The sequence below is a fragment of the Amycolatopsis anabasis genome, from assembly GCF_009765355.1.
Classification (GTDB): Bacteria; Actinomycetota; Actinomycetes; order Mycobacteriales; family Pseudonocardiaceae; genus Amycolatopsis; species Amycolatopsis anabasis.
In genome coordinates this window covers 58,906-81,491 of record NZ_VTHK01000044.1, presented here as the reverse complement: position 1 = coordinate 81,491, position 22,586 = coordinate 58,906, and the positions used below count along the sequence as shown (strand labels likewise).

Below are 22,586 nucleotides of genomic sequence, written 5' to 3'. Positions count from 1 at the left end.
TCGGCGCTGACCCGAACGGCTCAGCGGACTTCTCCGGCTTCGTCGCCGAGCGCTTGACGCGCCGATCACGAACGGACAGGTACCTGGCCGACGGAGCGGTTTCGCGGATCGTCCTGGCGGCCGTGCGGGCCCGACAGCATGTCGGTTCTCCTGTCCCCGGCCGAGGAACACCGGCCGATCTGGCTGCCGAGGACGACACGGGCTTGACCGCCCGCGTACGAGATGCTCTCTACGCCACCCACACTACGCCACTTCCGGCCCGCACGGTCGCACAGCGCGTGACCTGTACCGGCAACACGGGTCGTCCGGCTGCGTCAGGCACGCCGCCTTCGAACGTTCCTCGGTGATCGCCGATGCGGGTCAGCGCAGCTTTTCCGGGATCCTGTCCAGGGTGTGCAGCACTTGGACCGCGAGCGTGTGGCATTCGGAATCCGAAAGTTTCGTCCGGGCTTTCAAGACGTCCTGCACGAGCTTGACGCGTTGTTCGTAGCGGGAGATGTAAGCGATATTCGCGGTCATTTCATTTCCCTTGATTCGAGTGCTGGAGAACGGCTTCGACCGCGGGTTCGTGGTCCAAGTTGGACGGTCGCGGGGAGTGAGGTGGCCTCGGCGTGATTCCCGTTGATCGGTTCGTTGTCATGCCGGGGGCCCGGGCACTTGTCCGCATCCTACGCGCCGACGGGGAGGCCGTCCCGGTCGCCGTGGGCGTTGCTCACGAATGCCGCACCGGTGCCCCACCCATTAGACTCTTCTTGGTGTGCGGCCGAGTGCCGCCGTCGAGTGCTGGGGCCACCGGCGTGGCCCGGAGAAGAGGCGCGCCATGGCCTGCGGTCGGCGCGAATGGCTGCTCGAGCTGCTGGATGCCGAGGGCGGTGATCCGGTTTCGCTGCTGCGCGGGGTGTGCGAGTTGTCTCTGGCCGAGGTGTCGGTGTCGGGTGCCGCCGTGACGGTGCGGGTCGGCGTGGGGGAGGCCGACCATCAGGGGCTGGTGTGTTCTTCCGGGCGGCTCTGCGGGCTGCTCGACGAGCTCGGGATGACCGTGGGTGAGGGGCCGGGGCGGGAGGCGTTCGAATCGGGTGGCCCGGTGCTGGTGCCCGATCTGGCGGTCGGCGGGGGTCGGTGGCCCGGGTTCACTCCGAGCGCGCTGGCCGCGGGGGTGGCAGCGGTGTTTTCGTTCCCGTTGCAGGTCGGGGCGGTGCGGCTCGGGGTGCTGGACCTGCATCGCACCACCGCCGGCCCGTTGAGCCGGCGCGAGCTGGGTGACGCGTTGGTGCTGGCCGAGATCGCCACGCAGGCGGTGCTGGACGATCTGGACGAGACGAGTCCGATGGACATCGGGTGGCTGTCGGATATCCATGTCGTGGTTCATCAGGCTTCGGGGATCATCGCCCGGCAGCTGGGGCTGAGCATGGAGGACTCATTGCTGCGCATTCGCGCGCACGCGTTCGCCCACCAGGAATCGCTGAATGAGGTGGGCCGGCAGATCGTGGCCCGCGAGCTTCGACTCGGGAACGGAGGACGATGACATGACATCAGCGGAGGGCCCGGCCGTCCGGGCGAGCGCGGTCGCGGGCGGTCGGGCCGAGCGGTTGTTCCGGACGTTCGTCGCGCTGGCCGACACGCTGGTCGACGACTTCGACATCCTCGATTTCCTGAGCATGCTCGCCGAACGTTGCGTCGACCTGCTCGAGGTCGCCGCCGCCGGGGTGATCCTGGTGGACCAGCGCGGGGGGCTGCGCGTCGCGTCGGCCTCGTCGGAGCGGGCGGAGCTGCTGGAACTGTTCGCCGTGCAGACCAAGGACGGCCCCTGCATCGACTGCGTCCGCGAAGGGCGACCGGTCGCGAGTCCGGACCTTTCGGCCGAGGACAGCCGGTGGCCTGGCTTCGCCGCCGCGGCGCGGGAATGCGGATTCCGGGCCGCGCAGGCCCTGCCCCTGCGGCTGCGCCGCGAGGTGGTCGGGGTGCTGACCCTGCTCAACACCGGACCGTACGGGGTCGACGAGGACAGCACCCTGCTGGGACAGGCCCTGGCCGACGTCGCCACGGTCGGCATCCTGCAGCAACGAGCCATCGAACGCAGCGAACTGCTCTCCGAACAGCTGCAGACCGCGCTCAACAGCCGAGTCGTGATCGAACAGGCCAAGGGCGTGCTTTCCGCACACGGTGGCAACCTCGACATGGACGACACCTTCCATCGGCTGCGCGGCTACGCCCGCGCCCACAATCTGCGCCTGTCCGAAGTCGCCCACGCGGTGGCCGGAGGCGCCGCCGACCTCGACGCGATCCTCGCCCACGCCACTGGGAAATGAGCGGCATCCGCTTGTCCGGGCGAACCGGCCAGGCCACGTGGCCGGGAGGCGTCCCCCGTTGCCCGGGGCTACAATAGGGTTAATCGCTCCAGATCCCGGCGCCGAATCTCAACGAGCTGCCGGGAGGTAGTGCTATGACCCGCGCGCTGCACGCTCGCGCCCCCAATACCCGCCAGCCGGAACCGATGCTCGCGGGTGAGAAGACCTGGGGGCAGATGTTCCTGGTCAAGTTGTTCGCGATCGTGCCGCTACTGGCGCTGATCGCGGCCGTCCCGATCGCCTGGGGATGGGGAATGGGCTGGCCCGACGTCGGCTTGGCCGTCTTCTTCTACTTCTTCACCGGTCTGGGCGTGACGATCGGGTTCCACCGGTACTTCACCCACCGCGCGTTCAAGGCCAACCGCGGCCTGCGCATCACGCTGGCGATGGTCGGCAGCATGGCCATGCAGGGCCCGGTCATCGGCTGGGTCGCGGACCACCGCCGCCACCACGCCTACTCCGACCGGGACGGCGACCCGCATTCGCCGTGGCGGTTCGGCACCACACCGGCCGCCCTGGCCAAGGGTTTCTGGTACGCCCATATGGGGTGGCTGTTCGAACGCGAACAGACGAACGCGCAACGATTCGCCCCGGACCTGCTCGCCGACCGCGACATCCGGGTGGTCGACCGCCTGTTCCCCGCGCTGACCGTGGTCACCCTGCTTGGCCCCGCGGCGCTCGGCGGGCTGATCACCCTGTCCTGGCAGGGTGCGCTGACCGCGTTCTTCTGGGCCGGTCTGGTGCGGATCGCGCTGCTGCACCACGTGACCTGGTCGGTCAACTCCATCTGCCACCTGATCGGCGACCGGCCCTTCACCGTGCGGGACAAGTCGGCGAACTTCTGGCCCCTGGCCATCGCCTCGATGGGCGAGTCCTGGCACAACTCCCACCACGCCGATCCCACCTGCGCCCGGCACGGCGTCCGCCGCGGACAGCTCGACATGTCCGCCCGCATCATCTGGATCTTCGAGAAACTCGGCTGGGTCTCCCAGGTCCGCTGGCCCAAACCCGAACGGATGGCCCGGCTGAGGGCGTAGGGTGGTCCGTACCGGGAGCATCTCGCACGGGGGCAGTCAGCCGCCGTCGTCCTCGGCGCAACCTACACCGGCATGAAGTCGGGCCCGAATTCCCACTCGTCCACCTCTTCCGCGACACCGGACGCCGATTTCCCCGCGAATCCGCCGCGGCTGGAACTGCGGCCCGCGGATCGGCTCGACGGTGGGTGATGGCCGCGGTCGCGCGACCTCGCCTCCGCAGCCGCCGGTTTCGCGGGCACCCTGTTCAACGTGTTCTACCGGGGCGGCATCCTCACCGGTCCGGTCGTCGGGCTGGCCCTGACCGCGACCGATTTCCGGCTGACCTGCCTGGCCGCGACCGCCGTGTTCGCCGTGCGGACCGTGCTGCAGCTGCGGTCGCTGCCGCAGCGGGGTGACCGCACCGCGGACCCGGACCGCCTCCCGGTGCTGGCGCAATGGCGCAAGATCGCCGGGAACCGCTGGTTCATCCTGTTCTCGCTGGTCATGATCGGCTCCTGCGTGCTCTCGTTCCAGGTGTATCTCGCGCTGCCCCTCGAAGCACACCGGATCGCCACGAACGACACTTCCGGCACGGCGCTGACTGCGACGCTGTTCGCCGTGTCCGGCGGGGTGGCCGTCGCCGGACAACTCAAAATCCACGGTCGCGCTCGTGGCCTGGCGACACTGCTGGCGCTGGGCACGGCCGCAGTCTTCCCATTCGAAATGGACACCATCGTCCGGCTCTCCGGCGACGACCTCGTGGCCACCCACTACGGGTTCTACAACACCATCGTCGGAACCGGGATCCTGGCCGAAAACCTCTTCACCGGAACCGTCTTCGACCTGGCGAACAAAGCCGGATGGCCAGAAATCCCCTGGCTGGGACCAACCGCGCTCGGTGCCGCGTGCGCCTGGGGAGTGCGCACGCTCAACCACGACCGACGCCTGGAAGCAGTCCCCACGGTACGCTAGCCGGAAGGTGTCGAGCCGGTGGAGTCCACTGTGGACCCCACCGGTGTCCTCCGCGGCCAAGTGCACCGCGTGCCGGCGGGCTTCTAGAGTCGGTTCATGACTTCGGATGGTGATTCCGTAAGACCGACTCCGGAGGAGAACCGGACGGTTACGTCGTGCATCGTCTCGAGGGACTCCACGGCGATGCTCGAGTTCCTGAAGAAGGCATTTGGGGCCGAGGAGATCTTTCGGTATCACCACGACGACGGCTCTGTGGGGCATGCCGAGGCGCGGATCGGGGACAGCATCGTGATGCTGTTCGACGGGAAGCCCGAGTGGCCGCCGACGCCCTGCTTCCTGCGCCTGTTCGTCGACGATGCCGACGCCTTCTACGAGCGGGCGCTCGCCGCCGGGGCCGTCCCGGTGACGCGGGTCGTCGAACACTTCTTCGGTGACCGGGTCGGGCGGGTACGTGATCCGTTCGGCAACATCTGGATACTCCAAACGCACGTAGCGGACGTCCAGGCGGGGGAATTGGCCCGGCGCTCGATGGAGCGGAAGTACGCCGACGCCATGCGCTACGACCGGGAGACGCTGGCCCGGCCCGTGGATCCCGGCGCTGAGCGGGGTGCCAGCTAACCCACGCGAAACGGGCAGCGGCGGCGAGACCGGGCTGAACTAGGTCAAAATCTTGGTATAATTTGTCTAAATCGATCCATTGCGGTTGGGGAGCACAGCGCGGCATATCCCTGGGGGATCATGTGAGGCTGCAGGTCCTCGGGCGGTTGTGTGTCCGAGCGGGCGACGGCCGGGAGGTCCCGGTCCCCAGCGGCAAGGCGTCGGCGCTGTTGCTGTACCTGGTCGGCAACCACGGACAAGCGGTCCCGCATGGCCAACTGGTCGAGGCGTTGTGGGGTGACGAGCCGCCGCGGACCAGTACCGCCAGCCTGCACAACCACATCTCGTCCTTGCGGTCCGTGCTCTCCCGCGCGGTCGCGAGCGGGGAACGGCGCCTGGCTCGCGTTTCGGATGGCTACCAGTTGGACCTGGTGTCTGCGGAATGCGACCTCATCGAGTTCGATCAGCTTCTCGGGGACGGGCGGTCCGCGGTCCGGCGCGGCGACGAGGCGGAGGCGGTGAGGTTTCTCCGCCGGGCGTTGAGGCTTTGGCGTGGCACGCCGACCTGGAACGGGAGCGCGTCGACTTCGACCGTGCCGCTCGACTCGCTCGTGCGCTCGTGGGAGATCGCGCGGGTGGCGGCGTACGAGGAATGTCTCGCCGGCGAGATCAGCTTGGGGCGGCACGCCGAGGTGATCCCCGAACTCCGCGAGCTGGTTGCCGGACATCCCTTGCGTGAGCGGTTGGCCGAGCTGCTGATGCGAGCGCTGTGGATGGCAGGTGACCGAGCCGATGCGCTGCGCGTGTACCAGAACGTGCGGGAAACGCTGGTCGGCGAACTGGGCATCGAGCCCGGATCGGGACTGGCGAAACTGCAGGAACTGGTCCTGCGCGGTGAATCGCCGGGTGTGGTGTCCGAGCCGGCGCCGAGCGTTCCCGTGCCGCGCCAGCTACCCGCGATGGTGCCGGACTTCACCGGTCGCGAAGAGCTGATCGGCCGCGTGCGCGAGTTGCTGAGCACCACCGATTCGGTACCCGTCGTGGCCCTCAGCGCTCAGGCCGGAGCGGGGAAGACGGCGACCGCCGTCCGGGTGGGCCACCAACTGGCCGACCGCTTTCCGGACGGCCAGCTCTACCTGCACCTCGGTGGCGGGTCGACCAGTCCGCGGCCGGTCGGCGATGTGCTCGCCGAGGCCCTCCGCTCGCTCGGGGTCGCGGACACCGCGATACCGGCCCAGCTCGAGCAGCGCGCCGCCGCGTACCGGAGCCGGCTCGCCGGGCGGAAGGTGCTCATCGTTCTCGACGACGCCGCGGAAGCGCGTCAGGTGGTCCCGCTGCTTCCCGGAGAGCCGGGTAACGCGGTGCTGGTGACCAGCCGCAGACGGCTCGCTGACGTGCCGGGGGCCGTCGACCTCGAACTTTCTCCGCTGGACGAGGACGAATCGTTGCGGTTGCTGGTGCAGGTCCTGGGTGCGGACCGGGTCGCCGCTGAGCCTTCGGCGGCCGCCGAACTGGTCGATCTTTGCGGGCGGCTCCCGATCGCGATCAGGGTGGCGGCGGCTCGCCTCGCCACGCGGCCGCAGTGGTCACTCGGGTCGCTGCTCACGAGAATGCGGGACCAACGCCTGCTCCTCGATGAACTGTCGGTGGCCGAACTCGACGTCCGGGCGGGTTTCGCCGTTTCGTACCAGTCGCTCGGCGAGCTGGAACGCATGGTGTTCCGCCGGTTCGCCTTGCTGGACGGGGCCGATCTGGCGCCGTGGGCGCTGGCTGCCCTGACCGACGACGACCCGCGCCTGGACTGGGCGTTGCACGACCTGCTGACGACGCACTTCCTGGAGCCCGCGGCGGGCAAGTACGAACGGTACACAATGCACGATCTGCTCCGGGTTTTCGCCGCGGAACAGCTCCACCCCATCGAGGGCGGGCTCACCGACTCCGCGTCGCCGGCGCGGGCTGCGTTCGGCAGCCTGTTCGGCCGGACCCGGTCGCTGATCGAAGCGATTCACCTCGGCCTGCCTCGTCCGGCCGGATGGCTGGTGCCGCTCGGGCCCGCCTCGGGTCAGGCGGCTCCCGCGGACGTGCACGCGCAGGTGCGCCGCGACCCAACGGGGTGGTGCGCGGCGGAATGCGACACCCTGGTCGCCATCCTGGCCCGAGGCGCCGATGCGGGGTGGTGCCGGGAGGCGCTCGACGCGGTTGAGCGGCTGACCAGTTTCCTCGCCCTGAAGCATCGGATGAGCGAGATCAACCGGCTGTACCCGGCCGTGCTCGCGGCGGCGGAAACCGCGAACGACCGTTTGGTGCAGGCCCGCGCGAAGTTCGGGATGGCGCACGGGGCCGCGATGGGCGGGCGGCTGCTCGTCGCCTCCACCTTGCTCACCGAATGCTCCCGGCTGTTCGAAGCGTTGGGTGACGCCGCGGGCTCGGCGAGCACGTTGGTACTGCTCAGCTTCTGCCGTGCCCAGCAGGGCGACCTGATTTCGGCCGAGCGGCATGCGCTCCGGGCGCTGGACCTCGGCCAGGGGCTCGAGGACCGGCAGGCCGAGGTTCGCGCCTTGCGGCAGCTGGGCAACGTGCGGACGGCGCTGGGGGACGCGGCCGGTGCGGTCGAGTTCCTGCGTCGCGGGCTCGGCCGTGCGCGGCGGATCGGTGAAGCGGATCTGGAAGCGGTCGTCCTGAGCAGCCTGTCGAACGCCTTGGTGGAGCTGGGCGAACTCGACGAGGCGGACGAGTTGTACCGCCAGGCGATCAAACTGCTCGACGAACTCGACCAACCGGTGGGCCGGGCCCACGTCGTGGTGTCGCACAGCCGGGTCGCCGAGCTGCGTGGCCAGCATCTGGGTGCTGTCGAACTGATCGAGCAGGGGCTTCGGGTCTTCCGGCAGTTCGCGGATCGTCGCGGTGAAGTGCACGCCCTGCATCGGCTCGCGGTGAACAAAGTGGCTCTCGGACAAGGGAAGGACGCGGTGCCGCTGCTGCGGTCCGCGTACGCCCTTTCCGAAGAGCTCGGCATGTTCGGCCGGTCCAGGGAGCTGAGACGGATGCTGGCGTACGCGGCGCGGCGGTGAGCGTCAGGTGCCGGTCGCGACTCGGCGGTGCCCGTGTTCCAGTTCCAGGCGTGGCCTGGTCTGCACCGGCAGTTCCACGGGAAGCTGGGTGCGGCGGCTCACGTTCAGCTTCCGGTAGACCCGGGTCAGATGTTGCTCCACGGTGCTCACCGTGATGCCGAGCTTGCGCGCGATCGCGCGATTCGTGTGTCCCAGGGCCGCCAGGGAGGCCACTCGCCGTTCGGCGTTGCTGAGCACGCCCAGGACCTCGTCGGTCTCGCCGCGGCCGCCGGAGCCGATGTCCACGGTCTCCCGGCCGGAGAGCAGCCGGTGGAAGAGCGGGGTCGCCTGGCATTGTTTGGCCAACTCCATGGCCTGCTCGGCCAGCGCCTGCGCCGTGCTGGAGTCGCCTTTCTCATGGTGGAGCCGGCTCAGATCAGCGAACGTCGTGGCGAGTTCGAACTGGTCGCCGGAAATCCGGAGCAGATCGACGGCTTCTTCCAGCAGGGGCAACCGCTGGTCGGGGCCGCGTCCCGCGGCGAGCATCCGCAACGAGATTCCCCGGGTGCGAAGTCCGACCCCGGGCAAGGCGAGTTGATCGGCCATCAGGCTGCCGATGTGGTCCCGGCGCCCGAGGTGCAGATGTGCCTTGGCGACGCCGCTGCGCCAGGAGGCGATCGCGGGGTGATCGATGTTCCATTTGACCATCAGGGTGCCGCAGTTGTGGAAATCGGTGAGCGCGGCATGCGGGCGTTCGGTGGCGAGGAAGTAGTGGCCGCGTGCGTACAGGTACTGCGGCGCGAACCAGGTCCCGAACATGCTCTCCGGCACCGGCCGTTTGAGCAAGGTGGCCGCTTCTTCGTAGTCGCCCATCGCGGTCGTGGCGAGGATCAGGGTGGCCAGCGGAGCGCCGATGCCCACGCCCCATTCGGGCGGGGGAAGTTGCGCGAGCGCCGTCCGCGCGTACTCCGCCGCGACGAGCAGATCCCCTTGACGCAGCGCGATATCGGCGCGCAGGTTGCCGAGTAGCGCCCGCCAGGGCGTCGCACGCCGTGAGGTGGCCTCTTCCACCAGGGCGTCGCACCACGGCGCGGCCTTGTCGGGACGATCCGCGTACAACAACGTCAGCAGTGCGGTGAGCAGGGAGTCCAACGTTTCGTCGGTCAGGGTGCAGGTCTGCAGGACGTGCTCGGCCCCGTCGATCGCGGCTTCGGTGGGGCCTTGGGTCAATACGGTCGCCAGCGCGATCGTCGCCCGGCGCCACGGGGTGGCGGGCAGGGACAGGGGTTCGTTGCCCAGCGGCGGGGTGGCGCCGGGGATGCGGGGAAAAAAGGGCGGATGGGAGAAAGACAGGATGTGATAGGTCAGGCGCAGATCGGCGGCGAAGCTCGGGACCAGCGAGTCCGTCTGAATCAGGGTCCGCAACGTCTTCGCCGCCTCGTCGGTGTGGCCGCTCCAGAGCAGATGCTTGATCAGGGTGAAGACCCCGCGGTCGTTGAGGTGCCCCCTTTCCAGCGCGGTACGCATCCGGGTGAGGGGCAGGTTCACCGGCGCGGAGTGCCCGCGCCATTCGGAATGCGCGAGCAGCGTCGCGATGGTGGCACCCTCGCGTTCGTCGGTACACGCCCCGTGCGCCAGCTCGAGGTACCGGGTGGCGAGTTCCGCGTCGTCGTCGGCCAGTACCTGTTCGGCGGCAGCCCGCAGAACCTGTACCGCGGACGGGATCCCGGCCTGCCCGGCGGCTACCAGGTGCTCGGCGATCACGGTCACCGGTTCTCCGTCCTGGTGCAGGAGTTCCGCCGCTCGCAGGTGCAGCCTCGCGAACTCCGCAGCGGGGAGGCTGTTGAGCACGGCGTCGCGGGCCGTGGGGTGCCGGAACCGGGCGTTGTCCAGCAAACCAGCCATGGTGAGCACGTCGAGCGCCTGCGCGGCGGAATCGGCCGGCAGGTCGAGCAACCGGCCGAGCGACTGGGGTGAGGCCGATTCGTCCAGCACCGCCAGTCCGCGCGCGACCTCGAGCAGGATCGGTTCCCAGCGGTGCAGGCAGGTCAGCACGGCCTGGCCGAAGGCTTCGCCCACTACCGGTTCCGGCCGGTACGTGACGTCTTCGGAATTCTCGCTGGCGAGATAGTCCTCCAGCAGTGCATGCACCAGGAGCGGATTTCCGCCGCTCTTCTGGTGGTATGCCATGGCGAGCTGACGAGCGGTCTCCGGATGGAGCTGCTGAGCGAGGACGTCGGCCACTCCCGTGCGCGACAGCGGCGCGAGGCGGAGCCGGCTGAAGTACGGCAGCCGGGTCACCTCCGAGTGGAAGGGCAACTGTTTCGGGCGGGGCCGCGTCCACTCGCTGAGGATCATCAAGACCTGGACGGACCGCATCCTTCGTTGCAGGTACAGCAGCGCCTGCAACGACTGCGGGTCCGCGAAGTGGACATCGTCGATGCCCAGCACCAGCGGCTGCTCCCGGGCGAGGTCGAGAATCAACGCGCACAGGCCGTGCAACACCTTGGCGTCGGGTCCGTCGAGCGGCTCCCGGTCCCCCTGGGGGGCGGTCGGCAGCCGGGCGTGCTCGTCGAGCAGTTCCGTCGCGCGGCGCCGCACCGCAGGTGGCAGGCCTGCCCCTTGGCACAACTGGCCCATGACACCCAGGGGGAGGGTCTGCTCCGCTCTGGAGCAGGTGGCGGTCAGCACCAGAACGTCGGACTCGAGCGCGTGGTTCGCGAACGCGTTCAAGAGTTGTGTCTTTCCGGTCGCGATGCCTCCGGTGATCAGCGCGATCTGTCCACGGTTCTGTCGGCAGTGCGCGAGAAGTCCTTTAAGGACACCTAATTCCTTGCGCCGCTCCGCCAAGTGCATGGTTGTCCTTTCTACCCCAGTCCCCAGCCGTCGGCGCGAGTCGTCGCGGTCGCTTGTCGTGCAAAGTGGCGACGACCGTCAGAGCCGACATTGCGGTCAAATCTACCGGCAACCGGGGTGGCTCGTAAAGTCTTCGCACACAGTCGGTACATAGTGTTGTTGTGATACATCCCCCGAATTGGTTAGCTGCCGACAGGGTGGAGGCGATGGCTGTGACCAGCGGTTACGGCCACGTTCTGAGAATGTTTCAACTGGCAGCCGGGACTGCCCGTCGAGCTGGCAGCGGTACAAGTTGAAATTTCAGTCTGCTTACATCGGGATTTCATCGAAATTTTATCGGTGGTGGTCTAGAGGGCACGAGTGCGGGTGATCGGACTTTGTTAAGTTGGCGCGGAGAATTCTTCCCGCCTCGTTCGTCTCCGGCCGTGTCCTTGGCTGGGGGTGCGGTAGGGGTTCGACTAAGGGTCGATTGCCCCTGCGTTGGTGGATTGGTTGCGTGGTCGTTCCTCTTGCTCTCGCCCAAACCGTCGTCGGAGTACTATTGTGTGGTAATGGCAAATCAACTCGCCGCATCACCGGAACTGCTTGACTATGTTCGCGACGTCTCGTTGCGAGATGACACGAATCTACGTGACCTCAGGGCGGAAACCGCGGAATTTCCGATGGGTGAAGCAATGCAGGTCATGGCCGAAGAAGGTCAACTACTCGCTTTTCTCGTCGGCCTCACCGGAGCGCGCACGGTCCTCGAGATCGGTACGTTCACCGGCTACAGCACGCTGTGCATGGCGCGGGCGCTTCCGGCCGACGGACGCCTGATCACCTGCGACATCACCGACAAGTGGCCGGGCATCGCGGTCCCGTACTGGGAACGCGCGGGCGTGGCGGATCGAATCGACGTCCGCATCGGCGCGGCCACCGACACCCTCGACGCGCTCATTGGTGAACAGGGACCTGGCAGCGTCGATCTCGCTTTCATCGACGCGGACAAGCTGAATTATCGGAGGTATTACGAGTCCGCGTTGGTGCTGGTACGCGACGGTGGCCTGATCATTCTCGACAACACGCTGTTCTTCGGCCGGGTCCTCGATCCAGCCGTTCAGGACCCGGACACCGTGGCCATTCGCGAACTCAACGCCTTTCTCCGGGAAGACGCCCGGGTGGAGCTCTCGATGCTCCCGATGGCCGACGGCATCACGCTGGCGCGCAAGAACTCGGTGTGACGCTCAGCGTGCGGGGCTTGGCCGCGGCACAGCGTGGTTCGCGGCCAGGTCCGGCGCGGTGAGCCGCATGGTGGTGGGAGCGCTCTGCGGGGCGGGGACCAGATGCAGTCGCTGGAGGTCGTCGAGCCCGGCGGGGACGAGTGCGGTGAGGCATCCGCAGGGCTCGTCGGAGTACCCCGCGAAGCGATAGGCGATCTCCATCATGCGGTTCCGTTCGGTCCGCCGGAAATCGGCTACCAGATGGACATCGGCCCGGCTGGCCTGGTCGGTCAGCCAGTTCAGGATCGCCGCCCCCGCGCCGAACGAGACCACCCGGCACGAGGTGGCCAGCAACTTGAGGTGCCACAGCGCCGGATGCTTTTCCAGCAAGAGAACTCCCACCGCGCCGTGCGGCCCGAAACGGTCGGCGAGGGTGGTCACCAGGACCTCGTGATCGGGGTCGGCCAGCAGGCCGCGCAGCGTCGCGTCCGAGTAGTGCACCCCGGTCGCGTTCATCTGACTGGTGCGCAGGGTCAACTCCTCGACGCGGGAAAGCTCCTCCCCGGTCGCTCGCCCGATGCGCATCACCAGCTCGAGCGAGCGGAGGAACTCCTCGTCCGGACCGGTGAAGGTGGCCTGTTCCGCTTCGCGCCGGAAGCTCGCCTGGTACATCGCACGCCGTCGCCGGGAGTCGACGGTCACCGTCTTCGGGCTGAACTCGGGAAGGTCCACGAGCGTGAGCGCCTGTTCGGCGGAGTAGCACCGGACCTGCGGCGCGTGGAAGTTGACTTCGGCCCGTTCGGTCGGCTGGTCATCGATGAACGCGATCGTGCCCTGCGCGAACTTCAGCTGGTCCGCGAGCTGGCGCACCGACTCGGACTTGGGCCCCCAGCCGATCTTGGGCAGCACGAAGTACTCCGCGATGCCCAGTTCCTCCAGGCGCGCCAGGGCCAGGTCCGGATCGTTCTTGCTGGCGACCGACTGCAGAATGCCGCGGGAGTCGAGGGTGACGACCACTTGGCGGATCGCGTCGGAGAGCCGCACTTCGGCATCCTCGAGCAGGGTTCCCTGCCACAGGGTGTTGTCCAGGTCCCAGACCAGGCATTTCACCAGGGTCGGCTGGTCAGGCACAGAATCCTCCTCAAGCTGGTCACTCCGCCCGCGAGACGGCGTGTTCGGCCAGGATCAGCTGGCAGATTTCGTTGCTGCCTTCGATGATTTCCATCAATTTCGCGTCCCGGTATGCCCGGGCGACCACGTGGCCGTCCCGAGCACCCGCGGAGGCCAGGACCTGCACCGCCGTGGCCGCACCCTGGGCGGCGTGGCCCGCGCTGACGTGCTTGGCGAGCACGGTGGCCGTCACGACGTCCGGCGAACCCGAGTCCCAGCAACGGCTGGCGTGCTCGCAGACGCGGGTGGCGACCTGCTCGGAGGCCAGCAACTCGGCGAGGTGCCGGGCGACGAGTTGGTGCTCGGCGAGCGGTTTGCCGAACTGCGTACGGGACCTGGCGTGCGTGGCAGTCGCGCGCAGGCAGGCACGCAGGATGCCGACGCAGCCCCAGGCGATCGAGAAACGGCCGTAGGCGAGCGCCGTGGTCAGCAGCATGGGCAACGACTGACCGCCGCCCCCGAGGACGCTGTCTTCGGGCAGCCGTACCGCGTCGAGGCGAACGTGCGCGTGTCCGGCGGCACGGCAGCCGAGCGGATCGGGGACCCGCTCCACGGACACCCCCGGCGCCGAAGCCGGGATCACGACGGCGGCCGCGCCGTCGTCGAACCGGCCGAACACCACGAGCAGGTCGGCGTAGTAGGCGCCGGTCATCCACACCTTCTGCCCGTCGATGACCACCGAGTCACCGTCCCTGCGGATCTCGGTGCGCAGCGCGGACAGATCGCTGCCGGCTTCCGGTTCGCTGAACCCGACGGCCGCCAGCTGCCCGCTGGTGAGCAGCGGCAGGTAGGCGCGGTGCTGGTCGACGGCACCCATCCGCTGGATCGTCCACGCGGCCATGCCTTGCGAAGTCATCACGCTGCGCAGGGAACTGCACAGGCTGCCCACGTGCGCGGTGAACGCGCCGTTGTCCAAGCTCCCCGCGCCGGGCCCGCCGTAGGTTTCGGGCACCTGTGCGCACAGCAGCCCACGCGCGCCGAGCTTGCGGAGCACCTCGACGGGCAGGAGCCCGGCCAGATCCCATTCCTCGGCCTGATCGCCGACGAGCGCGTCGACGAGCGCGCGTTCCTCGACGAGGACCTCAGGCACCGCTCGTCACCGTGGACGGCTCCCGCAGGCGCAGCACCAGCGCGGTCATCTTCTCGACGGTGCGGAAGTTGTCCAGCTTCAGGTCGGGCCCGACGATGGCCACGCCGAAGGTCTGCTCCATGTGCACGACCAGTTCCATGGCGAACATCGAGGAGACCAGGCCGGAGGCGAACAGCTCCTGATCGGTCGTCAAGGAAGTCTTCGTCCTCGCCTCGAGCAGGCTCAGCAACGAGGCTTGGATGGCCTCCGGGGTCACGGGTGCGTCAGTCGTCACGGCATTGCCTTTCCGTAGTCGTAGAAACCTCGGCCGGTCTTGCGGCCGAGGTCGCCGTTCCGCACCTTGGCCAGCAGCGGTTCGCAGGGGCGGCAGCTCTCGTCCCCGGTGCGCTTGTGCAGGACATTGAGCGAGTCGACGAGGTTGTCCAGTCCGATCAGATCGGCCGTGCGCAGCGGGCCGGTCGGGTGTCCGAGGCAGCCCTGCATCAGCTCGTCCACCGATTCCACCGAGGCGGTGCCTTCGCCGACGATCCGGGCGGCGTTGTTGATCATCGGGTGCAGCAGCCGGCTGGTGACGAACCCGGGCGCGTCCCGCACCACCACCGCTTGCCGGTTCAGCGCGGTCAGCAGCGTGGCGGCCGCCGCCATCGCGGCGTCGCCGGTGCGTGGTCCTCGGATCACTTCGACCATCCGGATCAGGTACGGCGGGTTCATGAAATGCGTGCCGAGGAGTTCGCGGGGCCGCTCGGCCCAGTCGGCCATCTCGTCGATCGGGATGCCCGAGGTGTTGGAGATCAGCGGCGTGCCCGGCCGGATCACCGCCGAAGCTTCGGCCAGCGCGGTGGCCTTCGACTCGGTGAGTTCCGTGACGGCTTCGATGACGGCGGTCGCGTCCGCCGCGTCCCGGACGGATCCGCTGGTCACCAGTTCACCGGGCGCGCGGTCGGCGGGCAGCGCCGCCATCAGTTGGGCGTGCCGCAACTGCCCGGCGATCGTGGCCCGGGCACGATCGAGCGCGGCCCGGTCGATGTCGACCAGCACGACGGGCACCCCGTGTCCGATCGCCAGCGTCGCGATACTCGTCCCCATCACTCCCGCACCGAGGACGGCGAGCCGATGGGCTGACTGGTCAGTCGTCACTGAACCTCCGCAATGTTGTCGCGCCGCTATCGGTCGCGTGCGTGGCGAGGTGCTTTCGCGGACGAATGGGCGGCCGGAACAAAGGGTGAGCCCGCCGGGAAAGCTCCGATCAGGGCAGGACAAGTGCAGGCTATTAATGTCCGAGTCGGCGGGTCAAGCCCCTAATTTTCGGCTCTCCTAAGCCAACCCCTATTCGGTTCTCGCCGGAGCGGAGAAATGATGTTGTTATCCCACGTTTGCGGGTCGTTAGACGGTCATTATCGCGGTGGCTGAAGCTGGTGTCCTGGCACTGGAGGCAACGACGACTGCCGAGGTGGGTGGACGGGATATGGGGCATGCGGAGGCCGCGGGGCGCGACCCGCTGAGCGAGTTCGCGGCAGACGTGTTCACCCCGCTGCGGCGGGCCGACCAGCGGGCGAAGGCGGAACTCTACCTACGGGGCCTGCTGCTCGACGGCGGCCGGAAGTCGATGTCGTCGATGGCGCAACGGCTGGCGGTCGACCACCAGGTGCTGCAGCAGTTCGTGACGTCCTCCACCTGGGATACCGGGGCGGTGCGGGCGCGGCTGGCCCGGCGCGCGGCGGCGCGTACCCGGACGGTCGCCTGGGTGATCGGCGATCTCGGGTTCCCGAAGGACGGTGCGGGATCACCGTGCGTCACCCGGCAGTTCGACCGCACCCACGGCAAGATCGCCAACTGCCAGGCCGCGGTGAGCGTCCGGCTGGTCGGCGACGGCGTGTCGGCCGCGGTGAACTGGCGATTGTTCGTGCCGGAGGACTGGGACGACACGACGGCGACCGATCCGGGCGAGGTCGCGGAAATCGCTCGCCGTCGCCGCCGATGCGGCATACCCGCCACGGAACGTCACCGGCCCCGCTGGGCGATGGCGGTGGAGATGCTGGACGATCTGCTCGCCTGGGGACTGCGGCCGGCGATCGTGGTGGTGGGCCGCGCCTACGGTGACGTGGCGGAGTTCCGGGACGCGCTGCGGCGCCGCCGCCTGCCGTGCCTGATGCGGGTCGGGGGAGTGCCGTTCACCCGGCCGTTCGAACTCGGCCGCCGAATGGAAACCGGCTACCGTGAAATGCGGGAAGAATTCGGGCTGGACCATTTCGAGGGGCGGTCATGGATCGGCTGGAATCGTCATGTGACCCTGGTCTCGGCCGCGCAGCTCTTTCGAAATTCGGTGGACCGGCTCTCGTCCGGTGAGAAATGTGAACGGAAGACCGCTTGATCACGTGGCGGTCCATTCCGGTGGGCGTTTCTCCACGAAGGCGAGGGGCCCTTCGCGCGCGTCCCGGCTGTGCATCCGCCGTTCCTCCCAGACGTAACGCGTCGCGAACGCCCGGTCCAGCGGCAGGTTGACGGAAGTGGTGGCGGCTTCCTTGATCGCGCGCACCGCCAGCGGGGCGCAGCGGAGGATGTCGCCCACCCAGCCGTCGACGCACTCGTCCAGGCGATCGGCGGGTACCACTTCGTTGACCAGGCCCAGTTCGAACGCCCGGGACGCGGTGAGGCGCCGGCCGGTCAGCAGATAGCCCATCGCCGTTTTGAACGGGACCTGCCGGGACAACCGGAACAGCCCGCCCGCCCCGGCCATCAGCCCGAGGCGCGCTTCGGGGAGCGCGAAGGTCGCGTGGTCGGCCGCGACGACGATGTCGCAGGCGAGCGCCAGTTCGAACCCGCCACCCAACGCGTAGCCGTTGACCCGCGCGATCAGTGGTTTCGCGAGCGCGAACCGTTCGGTGAGCCGGGGCCAGCCCGGTTTGCCGCGGCTGCCGAAGGTCGACGGCCCTTCGCCGTTCTCGACCCGGGCCACGAGTTCCTTCAGGTCCTGGCCCACCGAGAAGGCCCGGGAACCCGCACCGGTGAGGACGCCGACCCAGATCTCGTCGTCGCGTTCGAAGTCGTCCCAGATCTCGGCGAGTTCGGAGTGCATGCGCAGATCCATCGCGTTGAGCACGTCCGGGCGATCGAGGGTCACGTAGGCCACGTGGCCGTCTTTGCGGTAGCTGACCCGCGGTTGCTCTGCCATCGGATCCTTCCCGGCTCAGAACGGGTACTGCGGCGCGGTCTGCCGGACGGTGCGCCACTGCCAGCGGGTGAACTCGTCCCAGCTGTGCAGCGCGCCGTGGCGGCTGCCGTTGCCGGACGCGCCGGTGCCGCCGAAGGGGACGAACGCGTTGTCGTTCACCGTCTGGTCGTTGACGTGGACGATGCCGGTCCGCAGCCGATCCGCCAGGGCTGTGCCGCGTTCCACCGAGCCGGTCTGCACCGCCGCGACCAGCCCGTACTCGGTCTGGTTGGCCACCGCGACGGCCTCGTCCTCGTCCCGGACCACGATGACCGGGGCGACCGGGCCGAAGATCTCCTCGGTGCAGGCGGGCATCGCGGTGGTGACGCCCGCCAGCACGGTCGGGCGGTAGCAGAGATCTCGGAAAGTTCCGCCGGTGCGCAGCACCGCGCCGGCGGCGACCGTGTCCCGCACGATCGTGTCCACTCGGGACAGTTGGGCGGCGTTGATCAGCGGCCCCAGGTCCACCTTCTCGGTCCAGGGATCGCCGACCGCCAGTTTGTCCGCACGCAGGGTCAGCTTGTCGAGGTACTCGTCGGCCACCGCCTCGTGCACGATGTGCCGACCGGCCGTCATGCAGACCTGCCCCTGGTGCAGGAACGCGCCCCAGGCGCCGGCGGAACTCGCCGCGTCCAGATCCGCGTCGTCCAGGACGATCAGCGCGTTGTTCCCGCCGAGTTCGAGGGAAGCCCGTTTCAGCGCGCGCCCGGCCGCCGCGCCGACCTCCCGGCCGACGGCCGTCGACCCGGTGAACGCGATCAGGTCCACCTCGGGATCCTCGACCAGGGCCTTACCGGGTTCGGCGTCTCCGGGCAGGACGTGCAGGACACCGTCGGGCAGTCCGGCCTCCTCGAAGAGCCTCGCCACCACGTACCCGCCGGAGACCGCGGTGTGCACGTCGGGTTTGAGGACGACGGCGTTGCCGAGGGCGAGGGCCGGGGCCACTGCCCGCATCGCGAGTACCAGCGGGAAGTTCCACGGGCTGATCACCCCGGCCACGCCGAGGGGGACCCGGCGCCCGATGCTGTCGCATCCCGGGACGGAAGGCAGCAGGCAGCCGTGCGGCTGAGTGGGCAGGGCGGCGGCGACCCACAGTTCGTCCACAGTGGATTGAATCTCGAACTTCGCCTTGGCCGGTATCGCACCGCCTTCGCGGATCAGCCAGGCGGCGACCTCTCCTCGCCTGTCCTCAAGCAGGCGTGCGACCCGGCGCAACAGCTCGGCGCGTTCCGCCGGGGGCACTGCCGCCCAGGCCGGTTGTGCCGCCCGGGCCGATCGGACCGCCTCCCCGATATCGGCCGCGGTGGCGAGCCCGACCTCGGTCAGCATCCGGCCGGTGGCGGGTTCGACGATCTCAAGTGTGCCACCGCGCGCCGCCCGCCAGCCGGTGCTGAAGACCTTTCCGGCGATCGGGGCGAGGTTCACCAGTTGGGTCACCGTTTCTCCCCTCGTGACCAGGCTCGGCGCACCTTGTCCAGAACGTCCGCGCTGTACAGCCGAAGGGCTTGTTCCGCCGCGAACTCCGCCAGGTAGTTCCGGAATCCGTCCAGCGGTTCCTCGGCCAGGTTCAGCATCCGGCGGTTGGCCGCGACGGCCGGGTTGGCCAGCCGCTCGACGCCGCGTTCGACGGCCGCGTCGATCTCCCGGGGATCGACCACCTCGTCGCAGAGCAACCGGCCCTCGGGCTCGGCGGCCCAGATCTTCCTGCCGGACAGGATGACCTGGCGCGCCAGCCGGGGACCGGCCAGCTTGCTCAGCCGGAAGTTGGCCGCACCCGGCACGATGCCCTCCTGCGCCGCGGGCAAGCTGAAGTAGGCGTCCGCACCGGCGATGACATGGTCGAAGACCATGAGCAGCTGCGCGCCGCCGCCGATGGCGAACGTGTCCACCGCGGCGATCCACGGTTTGTCGTGGAATCGCCGTGGCCATGCCGCCTCGTCCTCGTCGACCAGCAGCCCGCGGACGAGCTTGCTGAGGTAGCCGAGCTCGCGGCGCAGCAGGAAGTCCACGAACGAGATCTGGCCCTCGTGCAGCTTCTTCAGGTTGATTCCGGCGCTGAACACGCGCTTGCCCAGGTAGCGCGGATGGGACATCGGCCCGCCCCGCAGCACCCCGACGTGCACATCGTCGTCGAGTAGCGCGAGGTCGACTGCCGTCTCCAGATCGTCAATCAGCCCGTTGTCCTCCGCGTTGAGCGCGTCCGGATTGGACACGGTCAGGTGTGCCGCACCCGACCGCCGCTCGATGTGCACCGTGTCCAGGCGCACGTCGCCGGTGCGGCGGTACTCCGGTAGCAACGCGAGCGCTCTCGCCGTGGGCAGCAGCATGGTCTCGGTCAGGTGTGTGCCGATCTCGGGCTGCCGCAGCACTTCCCGGAAGAACACGCCCTGGTCGATCTCGCGCCCATCCTTGGCGGCCTGGACGTGGCGGCGTTCCTCGGCGATCTCCTGTGCGGTGGGCACCAGACCGGGAAACGCGTCCGCGGCGGCGTAGGCGAGCTCGGCGAGCCGGAGGCGGCTCGTGCGCCCCGCCGTCACCTGGTCGTAGACCTCCACGACGTGCGACCGCAGGAACCGGGCCCGCGCCTGGCGGTGGGCGTGGTGGACACCGTCGGCGACCGCCTGCTGTTCTTCGGTTCGTTCCGGCTTCGGTGGCAGTCCGGAGAGGATCAGCTCGCCCGACTTCAGGTGGACGGCCAGCGCGTCCGCGTCCGCTCCGAGCGGGCCGTCGAACTGCTCGGTGATCAGGTCGGTGGCGGTCATCGGGGGCCTCAGAGCGTTGCCATCGCGGCGGAATCCGCGACGTCCTTGGCGGCGCGGCGCAGGGATCGGTCGCAGGCGGCGAGATGCACGCCCAGCGCGTCCTCGAAGGTCGTGGTGGGCGCGTCCAGCAGCAGTCGCCGCCGGACGGCGAACTCCGGCCCGTCGACCGTGCGGAAGGATTCCACGGCAGCGGCGAGTGAACCGGCGAGGTCCTCGGTGATCTCGTCGAGCAGGCCCAGTTCGGCCGCGCGTGCCGCGGGCAGCTCCGGCGAGCGCAGGAGCAACTGCCGCGTGCGGGAGACGCCGAGTTGGTTGGCCAGGCGGTGGAGGACCATGCCCGGCCAGAACTGTCCCGTGCCGACCGGCAGTGCCAGGTTCGCGTTCGCCGCCCCGAGCCGGTAGTCGGTCGCGAGGAGCAGTTCGACCGCCGGGCCCGCGCAGTCCCGCTCGACCACCGCGATGGTCACCGCGCCCAGCCGCTCGACCCTGCGCAGCACGCGTTCCCACCGGTTCACCAGCCGGATGCCGACTTCTTCGGGTTCCGGGCCGGTGCCCGGGGAAATCAGCACCACGCCCAGGGGGCGGTCTCCGCCGGAAACCGCGTCCTCCACCTGGTCGCAGAACTCGTTCACGCTGACGACCAGCGACGATGCCAGCGCACCGCCGCCGGTCAGCTCGAGACGGATGGCCCCGTGATCGGCCGGCCGGGTACGAACGTCATTCGAAGACATCTGGGTCACTCATCTCCTGATCGGGAATCACCGGGATCGCGACTCGTCACCGGGCCGCCATTGAATGAGGGCCGTCTCGATCGTCGAACCCGGCCCCATCGTCATCAGCACGCCGTAGTCACCGGGGTTCACCACGCCCTCGTCCACCAGACCGCTGTAGGAGAACAGGAACGAGCCGCTGGACAGGTTGCCGTAGTCCCGGAGCACGCTCGTGGTGTGCCGCACATCGCGGCGGGTGAGGTTGAGGTTGACCATGACCGAGTCGATGACCTTCTTGCCGCCGGAGTGGATGATCCAGTGCGAGATGTCACTGCGGCGCAGATCGGTTCCGGCGAGCAGCCGATCGATGATGATCTCGGCGTGCGCGCCGACGACGTAGGGCACCTCCTGGTCGAGGAAGAAGCTGAACTTGCCCTCTTTGTCGTCCCAGTCGTACCGCATGGCGTCGATCGCCTCGGGCACGATGCAGCTGGCGAACTTCAGGATCGTGGGTCCCTCGCGCCGGTCCTCGGGATCGGCCAGGACGGCCACCGCCGAGGAGCCGTCGCCGAACAGGCTGTTGACCACCGACGTGCGCATCGTCCCGTCGAAGACATAGGCCGCCGAACACGCCTCGATGCACAACATCACGGCCAAGCGGCCGGGATGTGCCCGGGACCAGCCGGCGACCGCGCTGAGGCCGTTGAGCCCCGCGTTGCAGCCCATGCCGACCACGTCGAGGCGGCTGCACTCGTGCCGCAGCCCCAGTTCGCGGATCACCAGCGCGCTGAAACCCGGGGTGAGGAAACCGGTCGAGGTCACGCAGCACAGATAGCTGACATCGTCGAGGTCGGCCTCGGCCTGCTTGAGGCAGGACTGCAGGGCCCGCGCGCCCATCTCGATGCCGTGGGTGCGGTGCTTCTCCAGCAACTCCCCCTGGGTCTCCATGCGCCGCGCGCCGTCGGGCAGCTTGGGCGGCAGGTTCAGGAAACGACGTTCGATCGCGCTGTTCAGGAACACCGACCGCACTCGCGGGTCCTCGATGCGGAACACGTCGAGCAGCTCTTCCTGCGAGTAGGAAAATGCCGGTACGGCCGTGCCGACGCCGATGATTCTCGGCGCGGACCCGGCCGGTTCCGCGCTCACCGCGCCGTCGTCGGTGGAGACAGCAGGGACCAAAACTTGCGTTTGTGTCATTTAAGACCCCAGGAAAACTGTCGGTCCGGCCCGGAAGCCGGGCCCTGATAAGGGCGACTTTGCACCTGACCGGATGCTAAGCGCGATTCTGGCTCATTCGCAAGTAGCATCGGGTAGTTCTCAGGTTTACCGTACTTTGTCGGGTCGGGAAACGACGGGATGGTGTCTCGACTTGGGAAAACTGAATAAGGGGTAGGGGAGGGGGTGCCGGGACGGGGCTAGGGGGTGCTGGTGGGGCCGGTTTTCGGGGTCATCCCTAAGCTGGGGTCAGGGTTGTACTTGAGTAGGAGGCCTGGTTACGCTGGCCGTGATTCCTTGGGTGAACTCACCATGGTTCGGGCTTTTCTGTGGGGACGACAGCGTTGTCTGTCGATCAATGGCGAGCTTTGATTTTCGTGCTGGGGTTCG

The 22,586-nt window shown here is 68.5% G+C and carries 19 protein-coding genes; 8 read left to right on the top strand and 11 right to left on the bottom strand.

The annotated features are described in order from the left end of the window. Positions 1-360 precede the first annotated feature (360 nt). Positions 361-519: a DUF6307 family protein gene (locus FXO23_RS50880; RefSeq protein WP_179956989.1), complete on the bottom strand. Its 159-nt coding sequence runs from the start codon at positions 517-519 to the stop codon at positions 361-363. A gap of 301 nt (positions 520-820) precedes the next feature. Here FXO23_RS50880 and FXO23_RS38215 point away from each other — a divergent pair, with 301 nt between their 5' ends. The 6 genes from FXO23_RS38215 (at position 821) to FXO23_RS38190 (ending at position 8,004) form a co-directional block, all read left to right on the top strand. Next, positions 821-1,525 (top strand): GAF and ANTAR domain-containing protein, encoded by a 705-nt coding sequence (locus FXO23_RS38215; RefSeq protein ID WP_158891545.1) that lies wholly within the window; start codon positions 821-823, stop codon positions 1,523-1,525. 1 nt (position 1,526) lies between these two features. Then, positions 1,527-2,309: a GAF and ANTAR domain-containing protein gene (locus tag FXO23_RS38210; protein ID WP_158891544.1), complete on the top strand. Its 783-nt coding sequence runs from the start codon at positions 1,527-1,529 to the stop codon at positions 2,307-2,309. A 134-nt stretch (positions 2,310-2,443) separates the two neighbouring features. Then, positions 2,444-3,385: an acyl-CoA desaturase gene (locus tag FXO23_RS38205; protein WP_246258271.1), complete on the top strand. Its 942-nt coding sequence runs from the start codon at positions 2,444-2,446 to the stop codon at positions 3,383-3,385. Positions 3,386-3,634: 249 nt separating this feature from the next. After that, complete coding sequence (locus FXO23_RS38200; protein WP_158891542.1) at positions 3,635-4,336, top strand: MFS transporter; 702 nt, start codon at positions 3,635-3,637, stop codon at positions 4,334-4,336. Positions 4,337-4,432: 96 nt separating this feature from the next. After that, entirely contained in the window at positions 4,433-4,954 is a 522-nt protein-coding gene (locus FXO23_RS38195) for a VOC family protein (protein ID WP_158891540.1), read from the top strand. A gap of 122 nt (positions 4,955-5,076) precedes the next feature. Next, the gene (locus FXO23_RS38190; RefSeq protein WP_158891538.1) at positions 5,077-8,004 is read left to right on the top strand and encodes an AfsR/SARP family transcriptional regulator; all 2,928 of its coding nucleotides are present in this window, start codon (positions 5,077-5,079) and stop codon (positions 8,002-8,004) included. Between the two features lie 3 nt (positions 8,005-8,007). Here FXO23_RS38190 and FXO23_RS38185 read toward each other — a convergent pair whose 3' ends face one another. After that, entirely contained in the window at positions 8,008-10,839 is a 2,832-nt protein-coding gene (locus FXO23_RS38185) for an ATP-binding protein (protein WP_158891536.1), read from the bottom strand. A gap of 551 nt (positions 10,840-11,390) precedes the next feature. Between FXO23_RS38185 and FXO23_RS38180 the strand changes: the two genes are divergently transcribed. Continuing rightward, positions 11,391-12,059 (top strand): O-methyltransferase, encoded by a 669-nt coding sequence (locus FXO23_RS38180; RefSeq protein WP_158891534.1) that lies wholly within the window; start codon positions 11,391-11,393, stop codon positions 12,057-12,059. Between the two features lie 3 nt (positions 12,060-12,062). Here the strand turns inward: FXO23_RS38180 and FXO23_RS38175 are convergent, their stop codons facing one another. The 4 genes from FXO23_RS38175 to FXO23_RS38160 are packed head-to-tail and all read right to left on the bottom strand — an operon-like array spanning position 12,063 to position 15,435. Next, the gene (locus FXO23_RS38175) at positions 12,063-13,169 is read right to left on the bottom strand and encodes an HAD-IIIC family phosphatase (RefSeq protein ID WP_158891532.1); all 1,107 of its coding nucleotides are present in this window, start codon (positions 13,167-13,169) and stop codon (positions 12,063-12,065) included. A gap of 19 nt (positions 13,170-13,188) precedes the next feature. Further along, a complete protein-coding gene (locus tag FXO23_RS38170; RefSeq protein ID WP_158891530.1) occupies positions 13,189-14,298 on the bottom strand; it encodes an acyl-CoA dehydrogenase family protein in 1,110 nt (369 codons plus the stop codon). Then, a complete protein-coding gene (locus FXO23_RS38165) occupies positions 14,291-14,572 on the bottom strand; it encodes an acyl carrier protein (RefSeq protein WP_158891529.1) in 282 nt (93 codons plus the stop codon). Before FXO23_RS38165 ends, FXO23_RS38170 begins: the two co-directional genes overlap by 8 nt. Then, positions 14,569-15,435, bottom strand: coding sequence for a 3-hydroxyacyl-CoA dehydrogenase family protein (locus FXO23_RS38160; protein WP_158891527.1), 867 nt, complete (start codon positions 15,433-15,435; stop codon positions 14,569-14,571). The genes FXO23_RS38165 and FXO23_RS38160 overlap by 4 nt, the downstream gene beginning before the upstream one ends. Before the next feature lie 328 nt (positions 15,436-15,763). Between FXO23_RS38160 and FXO23_RS38155 the strand changes: the two genes are divergently transcribed. Beyond that, positions 15,764-16,669, top strand: coding sequence for an IS701 family transposase (locus FXO23_RS38155; protein WP_158891525.1), 906 nt, complete (start codon positions 15,764-15,766; stop codon positions 16,667-16,669). Here the strand turns inward: FXO23_RS38155 and dpgD are convergent, their stop codons facing one another. Genes dpgD through dpgA form a run of 5 tightly spaced genes read right to left on the bottom strand, consistent with a single transcriptional unit; the run spans position 16,670 to position 22,160 of the window. Further along, on the bottom strand, positions 16,670-17,470 hold the full coding sequence (dpgD, locus tag FXO23_RS38150; RefSeq protein WP_158891523.1) for an enoyl-CoA-hydratase DpgD: 801 nt from the start codon (positions 17,468-17,470) through the stop codon (positions 16,670-16,672). Positions 17,471-17,485: 15 nt separating this feature from the next. After that, positions 17,486-18,946 (bottom strand): benzaldehyde dehydrogenase, encoded by a 1,461-nt coding sequence (locus tag FXO23_RS38145; RefSeq protein ID WP_158891521.1) that lies wholly within the window; start codon positions 18,944-18,946, stop codon positions 17,486-17,488. Beyond that, entirely contained in the window at positions 18,943-20,271 is a 1,329-nt protein-coding gene (gene dpgC / locus FXO23_RS38140) for a (3,5-dihydroxyphenyl)acetyl-CoA 1,2-dioxygenase DpgC (protein WP_158891519.1), read from the bottom strand. Before dpgC ends, FXO23_RS38145 begins: the two co-directional genes overlap by 4 nt. An 8-nt stretch (positions 20,272-20,279) precedes the next feature. Then, positions 20,280-21,002 (bottom strand): enoyl-CoA-hydratase DpgB, encoded by a 723-nt coding sequence (gene dpgB, locus FXO23_RS38135; RefSeq protein WP_158891517.1) that lies wholly within the window; start codon positions 21,000-21,002, stop codon positions 20,280-20,282. A gap of 27 nt (positions 21,003-21,029) precedes the next feature. Further along, positions 21,030-22,160, bottom strand: coding sequence for a 3,5-dihydroxyphenylacetyl-CoA synthase DpgA (dpgA, locus tag FXO23_RS38130; protein WP_246258269.1), 1,131 nt, complete (start codon positions 22,158-22,160; stop codon positions 21,030-21,032). Positions 22,161-22,586: the final 426 nt, after the last annotated feature.

Coding starts and splice junctions, on each gene's coding strand:
- FXO23_RS50880 (WP_179956989.1), bottom strand. CDS start 519: ATGACCGCGAATATCGCTTACATCTCCCGCTACGAACAACGCGTCAAG.
- FXO23_RS38215 (WP_158891545.1), top strand. CDS start 821: ATGGCCTGCGGTCGGCGCGAATGGCTGCTCGAGCTGCTGGATGCCGAG.
- FXO23_RS38210 (WP_158891544.1), top strand. CDS start 1,527: ATGACATCAGCGGAGGGCCCGGCCGTCCGGGCGAGCGCGGTCGCGGGC.
- FXO23_RS38205 (WP_246258271.1), top strand. CDS start 2,444: ATGACCCGCGCGCTGCACGCTCGCGCCCCCAATACCCGCCAGCCGGAA.
- FXO23_RS38195 (WP_158891540.1), top strand. CDS start 4,433: ATGACTTCGGATGGTGATTCCGTAAGACCGACTCCGGAGGAGAACCGG.
- FXO23_RS38185 (WP_158891536.1), bottom strand. CDS start 10,839: ATGCACTTGGCGGAGCGGCGCAAGGAATTAGGTGTCCTTAAAGGACTT.
- FXO23_RS38180 (WP_158891534.1), top strand. CDS start 11,391: ATGGCAAATCAACTCGCCGCATCACCGGAACTGCTTGACTATGTTCGC.
- FXO23_RS38155 (WP_158891525.1), top strand. CDS start 15,764: ATGGGGCATGCGGAGGCCGCGGGGCGCGACCCGCTGAGCGAGTTCGCG.
- dpgD (WP_158891523.1), bottom strand. CDS start 17,470: ATGGCAGAGCAACCGCGGGTCAGCTACCGCAAAGACGGCCACGTGGCC.
- dpgC (WP_158891519.1), bottom strand. CDS start 20,271: ATGACCGCCACCGACCTGATCACCGAGCAGTTCGACGGCCCGCTCGGA.
- dpgB (WP_158891517.1), bottom strand. CDS start 21,002: ATGTCTTCGAATGACGTTCGTACCCGGCCGGCCGATCACGGGGCCATC.